General features: G+C 73.0%; 9 protein-coding genes. 5 read left to right on the top strand and 4 right to left on the bottom strand.

Going from position 1 to position 7,630, the window contains the following annotated elements:
- Nucleotides 1–126: 126 nt before the first annotated feature.
- Nucleotides 127–657, top strand: a complete 531-nt coding sequence (locus P1P70_RS36440; RefSeq protein WP_319245418.1) for a hypothetical protein — start codon at nt 127–129, stop codon at nt 655–657.
- Here the strand turns inward: P1P70_RS36440 and P1P70_RS36435 are convergent.
- Nucleotides 648–1,148, bottom strand: a complete 501-nt coding sequence (locus P1P70_RS36435) for a levansucrase (RefSeq protein WP_319245417.1) — start codon at nt 1,146–1,148, stop codon at nt 648–650. The genes P1P70_RS36440 and P1P70_RS36435 overlap by 10 nt on opposite strands.
- A 37-nt stretch (nt 1,149–1,185) precedes the next feature.
- Complete coding sequence (locus P1P70_RS36430; RefSeq protein ID WP_319245415.1) at nt 1,186–1,647, bottom strand: protease; 462 nt, start codon at nt 1,645–1,647, stop codon at nt 1,186–1,188.
- A gap of 179 nt (nt 1,648–1,826) precedes the next feature.
- Here P1P70_RS36430 and P1P70_RS36425 point away from each other — a divergent pair, with 179 nt between their 5' ends.
- The gene (locus P1P70_RS36425) at nt 1,827–2,798 is read left to right on the top strand and encodes a GlxA family transcriptional regulator (RefSeq protein WP_319245413.1); all 972 of its coding nucleotides are present in this window, start codon (nt 1,827–1,829) and stop codon (nt 2,796–2,798) included.
- 144 nt (nt 2,799–2,942) lie between these two features.
- On the opposite strand, the gene P1P70_RS36420 is transcribed toward P1P70_RS36425, so the two are convergent.
- Both P1P70_RS36420 and P1P70_RS36415 read right to left on the bottom strand, forming a co-directional pair.
- Nucleotides 2,943–3,245, bottom strand: a complete 303-nt coding sequence (locus tag P1P70_RS36420) for a hypothetical protein (protein ID WP_060887798.1) — start codon at nt 3,243–3,245, stop codon at nt 2,943–2,945.
- 49 nt (nt 3,246–3,294) lie between these two features.
- Nucleotides 3,295–4,620 carry an MFS transporter gene (locus tag P1P70_RS36415; RefSeq protein ID WP_319245410.1) on the bottom strand — a complete coding sequence of 442 codons (1,326 nt, stop codon included), beginning with the start codon at nt 4,618–4,620 and terminating at the stop codon, nt 3,295–3,297.
- 82 nt (nt 4,621–4,702) lie between these two features.
- Here P1P70_RS36415 and P1P70_RS36410 point away from each other — a divergent pair, with 82 nt between their 5' ends.
- The 3 genes from P1P70_RS36410 to P1P70_RS36400 form a co-directional block, all read left to right on the top strand.
- A complete protein-coding gene (locus P1P70_RS36410) occupies nt 4,703–5,692 on the top strand; it encodes a GlxA family transcriptional regulator (protein ID WP_319245408.1) in 990 nt (329 codons plus the stop codon).
- 174 nt (nt 5,693–5,866) lie between these two features.
- Nucleotides 5,867–6,706, top strand: coding sequence for an alpha/beta hydrolase (locus P1P70_RS36405; RefSeq protein WP_319245406.1), 840 nt, complete (start codon nt 5,867–5,869; stop codon nt 6,704–6,706).
- A gap of 45 nt (nt 6,707–6,751) precedes the next feature.
- The coding region (locus P1P70_RS36400) for a DNA glycosylase AlkZ-like family protein (RefSeq protein WP_319245405.1) at nt 6,752–7,630 on the top strand (879 nt) is incomplete at its 3' end.

Raw genomic sequence — 7,630 nt, 5'->3', positions numbered from 1 at the left:
GAAGACCCCGACCGAAGCCGCGCCCCTTACGGGCGCGGCTTCGGTCGGGGTCTTCTGGGTATGCGGGGGGCGGTTTGAGTATCCGTACTCTGTCGGCTCGGCTTCCGGGCGGGAAACCTCGTACGTATGACCGAGAAGCTGCTCCGCCCCCTGCGCACGCGCCCCTGGCCGGAACGCTGGCTGACCCGCCTGCTCGGCGCCGCGCTCGCCGCGGCCGCGTACCGCCTCTGTCTCCCGTGGGACCTGCGCGACCGCCCCGAACTGGAGGGATCCCTCAGGGAGGCGACCCCCGTGACCGTCACGGGGGTCGTCGTCCTCGCCCTCGTCCTGCTGGTCCTCGCGGCCTACTTCGGCCACCGGGACGCCCTGGCCTGGCCGTTGCTCCTGACCGCCGTCCCGCCGTCCGCTCTGATGTACCTGTCCTTCCACGCGCACACCGAGCCGCCGGACGCGGACGTATGGCCGTTGTCCTGGGCCTTCTTCACGCTGGTGCTGGGCGCGTGGGTGCTGGTCGCGTCCTCGGTGGCACGCCGGTTCCGGACGGATCCGGTGGACGAGCGGTGGCTGATCCACAGCCGGTCCGAGGATTGTTCGGCCACCGCCCGGTTCGCCGAGCAGCCGCCGCCCGGCCGCCGTCCGGGAGCCCGTCAGCCGTAGAAGTACCGCCGGGCCTTCTCCTCGAAGTACGACGAGTAGGCGAGGCCGATGGCCGGGGTGCCCCGGTACGAGCCCACGTACTGCTGGGTGCTGTCGACCACCACGGGCCGGGCCATGCACGCCCACTTGTTGCGCTGCTGGGCCTCCGCCCAGCGGACGGCCGCCGGGTCCACCCGGTCGCTGACCAGCACCGGGAACGCGCCGATGCCGTTCTGGATCCCGGCCGGCAGACCGCCCTTGGTCTTCTTCGCGTACGTCAGCACCTGGTCGGTGAAGGTCTCGACGGTCGGGATGGTTATCTCCTGGACCGCCGCCGCGACCGTGAACAGGTGCAGCTTCGTCCCCATCCAGCTCCACCGGAAGTCGGCCCGGCGCCCGATGAGTACGGGCACCCCGGCCCACTCCTCCCACCACGTACGGCATTCGTCGGCGGCGAGACGGGCGGCCACGGAGGCGAGGTAGGCCTGGGAGGGCGTCTGCTGTGGATGCATGGCCGGATCATGCACCGGCTCCAGCCGTGCTGGGAAGTCAGGCGCCCGTGGTCGAACCGGGCCGGACGATCATCAGGATCGTGACCGTGGCCCACAGCAGGTTGAACACGCCCGTGAACATGGCGAGTCGGGCCGTGGTCCCGGCGTCGACGGCGGTGCCGCCGATCCCTTCCAGGATCTCCTCCTGCCGGGGCAGCACCAGCGCCAGCAGGACCATGGCCGCGAGGGCGGTCAGCAGCATCGACACGATCAGCCAGGCGTCCTTCAGCACGCCCATGCTCAGCGCTGTGGCGAACCCGAGCACGGGCACGGCGATGCCCACACCGCCGTACACCCGGCAGATCCGGTGCAGCAGCCGTACGGCCGACACCGCCCGCTCGCTGTCGGGTTCGGCCAGCGCCTTGCGGGCGCTCGGCGGGAACATGCTGGCCGCGACGGTGACGGGCCCGACGGCGATGATCGCGGCGAGGACGTGGAGGGAGAGAAGGAACTTGGTCACGAGGGGACGGTAGGGCGCGGAAGGATCGCGCAGTAGTGGCGGGATTGCCATGTCCCAACGGATTCTCGCCGCCACCGCCACCGCCACCGCCACCGTCACCGCCACCGTCACCGCCACCGTGGAGTGGGAGAAGCCCGGGCCCTGTTGGCCGGAACCCGGTACGGGCCTACGCTCCCGCCATGCACACCGTGGCCGTACTGGCGCTCGACGACGTGATTCCCTTCGACATGTCGGCCCCCGTCGACACCTTCGGCTGGGCGCGGCTGCCGGACGGGAGGGAGGCGTACCGGGTGCGGGTCTGCTCGGCGGCGGGGGACGGGGTGGTGAAGGCGGGACCGTTCAGCGTGCGGGCGCCGTACGGGCTGGAGGCGCTCGCCGAGGCGGACACGATCATCCTGCCGGGGACGGCCGATCCGACCCTGCCGTTGCCGCCGGGGGTCACGGAGGCGCTGCACGCCGCGGCGGCGAGCGGGACGCGCATCGCGTCGATCTGCGTGGGCGCGTTCCTCTTCGCCGCGACGGGGCTGCTGGACGGGCTGCGCGCCACCACGCACTGGATCGCGGCCCCCGATCTGGCGGCCCGCCACCCGGAGGTCACCGTCGACCCGAACGTCCTCTACGTCGACAACGGCCAGTTCCTGACCTCGGCGGGCGCCGCCGCGGCCATGGACATGTGCCTGCACATGATCCGCAACGACCACGGCTCGGCGGTCGCCGCGTTCACCGCGCGGATGTGTGTGATGCCCCTCGAACGGGAGGGCGGCCAGGCGCAGTTCATCGTGCAGGACCAGCCCCCGGCGCCCGCCGGCGCCACCATGGAGCCCCTGCTGCGCTGGATGGAGCAGAACGTGGAGCGGGATCTGACCCTGGACGACATCGCCCTCCACGCCGGCACGAGCACCCGCACGCTGAACCGACGCTTCCGCGAACAGACGGGCACGACGCCCTTGCAGTGGCTGCACCGGGCGCGGGTCCGTCGGGCCCAGTACCTGCTGGAGTCCACCGACCACACCGTCGACCGCATCGCGACCCAGGCGGGCTTCGGCTCCCCGACCGCCTTCCGCGACCGTTTCAAGAGGGTGGTGGGGACGAGCCCGTACGCGTACCGGCGGGCGTTCCGGGGGGAGGGGGGTACGCCGACGGGTCGCTGATGAACGGGGGCCGCGCTCCGCCCCGTCAGGGGCGCGGGGAACTGCGCGAGCGACCACGGACGACCGGCGGCCCCCGACCGGCCGGACCCCCTACCCCTTCCGGGGGCGGCTCCCCTTCCGGGGGCGGCTCCCCTTCCGGCGCGGCTATCCCTTACGGTCGGCCACCACCCAGGAAGCCAGCGCCACCACCCCGGCGACCCCGAACACCGCCGGCCAGGCCCCCACCTTCTTCGCCAGCGGATGCGACCCGGCGAACGCGGCCACGTACCCGGCGGTCAGCGCGCCCGCGGCCCTGCCCCCGGCCGCCTTCTGCCACTGCTGGGCCGCCGCGGCACCCGCCACCGCGAGCACCGCCCCGCCCAGCGGGCGCTTCTTCGTCCAGCGAGCCACCCCGTACCCGCCGATGAGCCCGCTCGCGGCCACCGCCGCCGTGGGAACCCTCGCCATCACTGCCTCCTGCCTCCCGTGTCCTGCGCCAGGTCCGTCGCGCCCGAGGCTACTGGGCCGCCACCCGCCGGGCCTGCCGAGGCCCCCGTACGACCACGGCCAGCAGGGACGCGGCCAGACAGACCGCGCTGAGGCTGGTCCAGACGACGTCGTACGCGCCGAGGAGATCACGGGCGGCGGCGCCGAGGAACGCGGAGGCGCCCGCGCCGAGTTGGTGGGCGGAGTTGACCCAGCCGAAGACGATCGGGCCGTGCTCGCCGTAGACGCGGTCGGCGAGGGCGATGACCGGCGGGACGGTGGCCACGTCGACGAGGCCGTACACGACGACGAAGGCGACCATCGTGGGGGTGACAGTGGACGAGAACACCATCGGCAGCGCCAGCAGGGTCAGCGCGCGGACCGCGAAGTACGCGGACAGCAGCCGGCTCGGGTCGAAGCGGTCGGTGAGCCAGCCGGAGAAGACCGCGCCCAGCGCGGAGAACACGCCGATCAGCGAGAGCAGCGACGCGGCGGCGGTGGCGCGCATGCCGTGGTCGTGGGCGGCCGGCGCCCAGTTGCTCCACATGATCCCGTTGGTGGAGGCGCCGCAGATGACGAACATCCCGGCCAGCACCCAGAACGGCCCGGTCCGCGCGGCGTCGAACAGCACCCTCAGAGCACGCCGCGCCGCCCCCGACACCGGCGGCGGCTTCGGTACGAACTCCCGTGCCCCGTAAGGCTTCGCGCCCACGTCCGCCGGGTGGTCGCGCAGCAGCAGGAGGACGAGGGCGGCCACCGCGAGGGCGACGAACGCCAGCGTCACCACCGGCGGACGCCAGCCGTGCCGGTCGACGCCCCAGGCGAGCAGCGGCAGGAAGAGGAGCTGGCCCAGGTGGCTGGAGGAGCTGAGCACTCCGGTGACCAGGCCGCGCCGCCGCTCGAACCAGCTGCCGGTGATGCTCGCCGCGAACGTCATGGTGAGACAGCCGCTGCCAAGACCGATCAACACACCCCAGTACGCGGTCAGTTGCCACGACTGGGCCATCACGCTGGTGAGCAGCGCGCCCGCCGTCACGAGCAGCAGGGCGCCGACGACCACGCGCCGGATGCCGACCCGGTCCATCAGCGCGGCGGCGAAGGGGGCGGTGAGACCGAACAGGACCATGTTGACCGAGGCGGCGAGGGCGATCTGGCCCCGGTCCCAGGCGTAGCTCGCGTGCAGCGGGGTCACGAGCAGCCCGGGAACGGTGGTGAAGGCCCCGGCGGTGACGATGGCGGCCCCGGCGGCGAGGGCCACGGCCCAGGCGCGGTGGAAACGGGGGCCCGGGGGACCGGCCCGCCCACCCTCGTGGGCCTCGGTCCGCTCGTGTCCAGGAGTGGTGGTCAGCTCAGCCATGGGTCCAGCCTGTGGGGCCGGGGCCGCCCCCACGAGTGGCCAGATGGACCTGGTGCGCAAGAATGTGGACATGCCTGTGGCCATGTCTGTCTTCGCCCACCCCGGACGTCATCGCGTCGCCGTACTGGCCCGCCAGATGCTCCTGCCCATCGAACTGGGAATCGTGCACCAGCTGTTCGGGCAGGCGAGAGAGGGTGCGACGGCGGACGGGGAGCCGCTGTACGAGGTCGTCACGTGCGGGCTGCGCGCCGGTGACACCCGCACGGACGGCGACTTCACGGTCAACGTGCCCTACGGCCCGGAGGCGTTGGCCGAGGCGGACACCGTCATCGTCCTGTCCTCCCACGACGACTACGTCCAAAACGCCCCCGACCTCACCGCCCCCCTCGCCGACGCCCTCGCCCGGATCCGCCCCGGCACCCGGATGGCCTCCATCTGCACCGGCGCCTTCGTCCTCGCCTCCGCCGGACTCCTCGACGGGCACACGGCCACCACGCACTGGCGGTACACCGACCTGTTCGCCCGCCTGTTCCCCAAGGTCGAGCTGGACCCCGACGTCCTCTACACCGACGGCGGTGACGTCCTGACCTCGGCCGGCTGCGCCTCCGGCATCGACCTGTGCCTGCACATGATCCGCCGCGACCACGGCACGGCCGTCGCGGGCGACGTGGCCCGCCGCACGGTCGTGCCACCGCACCGCGAGGGCGGCCAGGTCCAGTACGTACGGCGCCCCGTGCCCGCCCTCGCGGCACCCGCCACCTCCGCGGCCCGCGAATGGGCGCTGCGCCACCTCCACGAGCCCGTCACCCTGGGGCAGTTGGCGGCCCGCGAGGCGATGAGCGTGCGCAACTTCAACCGGCGGTTCCGCGAGGAGGTGGGGACGACCCCGATGACCTGGCTCACCCGGCAACGCGTCGAGCTGGCCCGGGAGTTGCTGGAGGAGTCGGATCTGCCGGTCGACCAGGTCGCGACCCGCACGGGCCTCGGCACGGCGGCCAACCTGCGCCGGCACTTCCAGGAGACGCTGGGCACGTCCCCGAGCGCGTACCGGACGACGTTTCGGGCGATGTGAGGTCGTGGGGGTGCCCTGCGATGTGGCGTCGATGGGTGCTCTGAGATGTGACGCAGAGGGGTGCTCCGCGAGGTGACGCAGAGGGCCCTGCGAAGGCGCGACTCACGACCGAGACCCTGGGCAACCGGAGCGGTCCCGCTGACATCGCCGCCCACCGGACGCCACCATCATGCGATGACCCCCACCGTCGCTCACCTCACCACCCAGGATGGCATCCGCCTGGCCCACCGCGAACACGTCCCGCCCCACGCGCACGGCCGCACCCTCCTCCTGCTGCACGGCCTCGCCGGCCACCAGGGAGAGTGGGACGACCTTGTCCCCCGCCTCCTTGCGGACGGCCACCGCGTGGTGACGTACGACGCCCGGGGCCACGGCGCGAGCACGCGCCGCCCGACGGACATGAGCCGAGCGGCGTGCGTACGGGACGCGGTGACGGTGATCCGCGAACTGGGCCTCGCTCTCCCGGGACAGGCCCCTCTGACCCTCGTGGGCCAGTCCCTCGGCGGCCACACGGCCTTCCTCGCCGCGGCCGCGCACCCGGAACTCCTCGACTCCCTGATCCTGATCGAGGCGGGCCCGGGCGTCCCCGACCCCACCCTTCCCGCCCACATAGCCGCCTGGCTGGACAGCTGGCCGACCCCGTTCGACTCGCCGTCCCAGGCAGCCGACTTCTTCGGTCACCCGAGCTGGTCCCGCAACCTCGACCACCGCCCCGACGGCTGGTACCCCCGGGCGGACCGCGCCACGATGCTCGCCGCGATCGCGGAGCCGGCCGATACGCCGTACCACGCGGAGTGGGCCGCCACCACCTGCCCCACCCTCGTCGTACGCGGCGCGCGCGGCACCATGGCGGCCGCCGACGCCGCCGCGATGCCGACCACCCGCCCGCCGGGCACCCGAACAGACCTCACCGTCATCGAGGACGCGGGCCACGACGTACACCTGGACCAGCCGGGCCGCCTGCACACGGCGATGTCGAACTTCCTCACCGCGCTGCACGCCAGCGGCAGTTGAGGAGGAGCTGAACACATCACCGAAGGGACGGGCGACAATCTCCCCATGGGGACCAGGAATCTCACCGCCCGAGAACTCAACCGGGCCACACTCGCCCGCCAACTACTCCTCTCCCGCGACCAGTTGGACGCGACGGAGGCGATACGGCGGATCGTGGCCCTCCAGGCCCAACACCCGGCCTCCCCGTACATCGCCCTGTGGAACCGCCTGTCCCCCTTCGACCCCGCCACGCTGGACGCGGCGCTCACCGAACACCGCCTCGTCCGGGCGACGCTGATGCGGATCACCGTCCACACGGTCCACGCGGACGACTACACCCCGTTCCGCGAGGCGATGGAACCCACCCTGCGAGGCTCCCGCCTCGGCGACCCCCGCTACCGCGCCTCCGGCCTGACAGCCGCCGACGCCGACGCCTTCCTCCCGCGCCTCCTCGACCACGCCGACGGCACGGTGCGGACGGCCGCCGAACTCCGCGCCTGGCTGGAGGCCCACCTCGACGACACGGCCACGCCGGACACGGCCGCCCCGGGCCCCGCTGCTACGGCCACCGCCACCGTCACCCTGGACACCGGCGCCCACCGCATGCTCCGCCACTACGCGCCCCTGTGGCACGCCCCGACCGGCGGCCCCTGGTCCTTCGACACCCGCCAGTCCTACGTGGCGGCCTCCCCGCGGCCGTCCCTCACGGACCCGGACGCGGCCGCCGAGGGTCTCCGCACCCTCATCCGCCGCTATCTCCAGGGATTCGGTCCGGCGACGATCGCGGACATGGCCCAGTTCGCGCTGATCCCGCAGCGCCGCATCAAGACGGCACTGGCAGCCATGCCGGAGGAACTCGAACCCCTCCAAGCCGCTGACACGGGCCAGACCCTCTACGACATCCCGGGCGCCCCACGCCCCCCGGAGGACACCCCCGCCCCACCC

Source organism: Streptomyces sp. MB09-02B (assembly GCF_033794485.1).
In the GTDB taxonomy this organism is placed as follows: Bacteria; Actinomycetota; Actinomycetes; order Streptomycetales; family Streptomycetaceae; genus Streptomyces.
Note: the sequence above shows the minus strand (reverse complement) of the source record. Positions and strands in the feature narration are given on the sequence as shown.

Bases quoted from the DNA above. Each gene is read 5' to 3' on its own strand.
- P1P70_RS36440 (WP_319245418.1), top strand. From the start codon at position 127: ATGACCGAGAAGCTGCTCCGCCCCCTGCGCACGCGCCCCTGGCCGGAA.
- P1P70_RS36435 (WP_319245417.1), bottom strand. From the start codon at position 1,148: ATGCATCCACAGCAGACGCCCTCCCAGGCCTACCTCGCCTCCGTGGCC.
- P1P70_RS36425 (WP_319245413.1), top strand. From the start codon at position 1,827: ATGCACACCGTGGCCGTACTGGCGCTCGACGACGTGATTCCCTTCGAC.
- P1P70_RS36420 (WP_060887798.1), bottom strand. From the start codon at position 3,245: ATGGCGAGGGTTCCCACGGCGGCGGTGGCCGCGAGCGGGCTCATCGGC.
- P1P70_RS36415 (WP_319245410.1), bottom strand. From the start codon at position 4,620: ATGGCTGAGCTGACCACCACTCCTGGACACGAGCGGACCGAGGCCCAC.
- P1P70_RS36410 (WP_319245408.1), top strand. From the start codon at position 4,703: ATGTCTGTCTTCGCCCACCCCGGACGTCATCGCGTCGCCGTACTGGCC.
- P1P70_RS36405 (WP_319245406.1), top strand. From the start codon at position 5,867: ATGACCCCCACCGTCGCTCACCTCACCACCCAGGATGGCATCCGCCTG.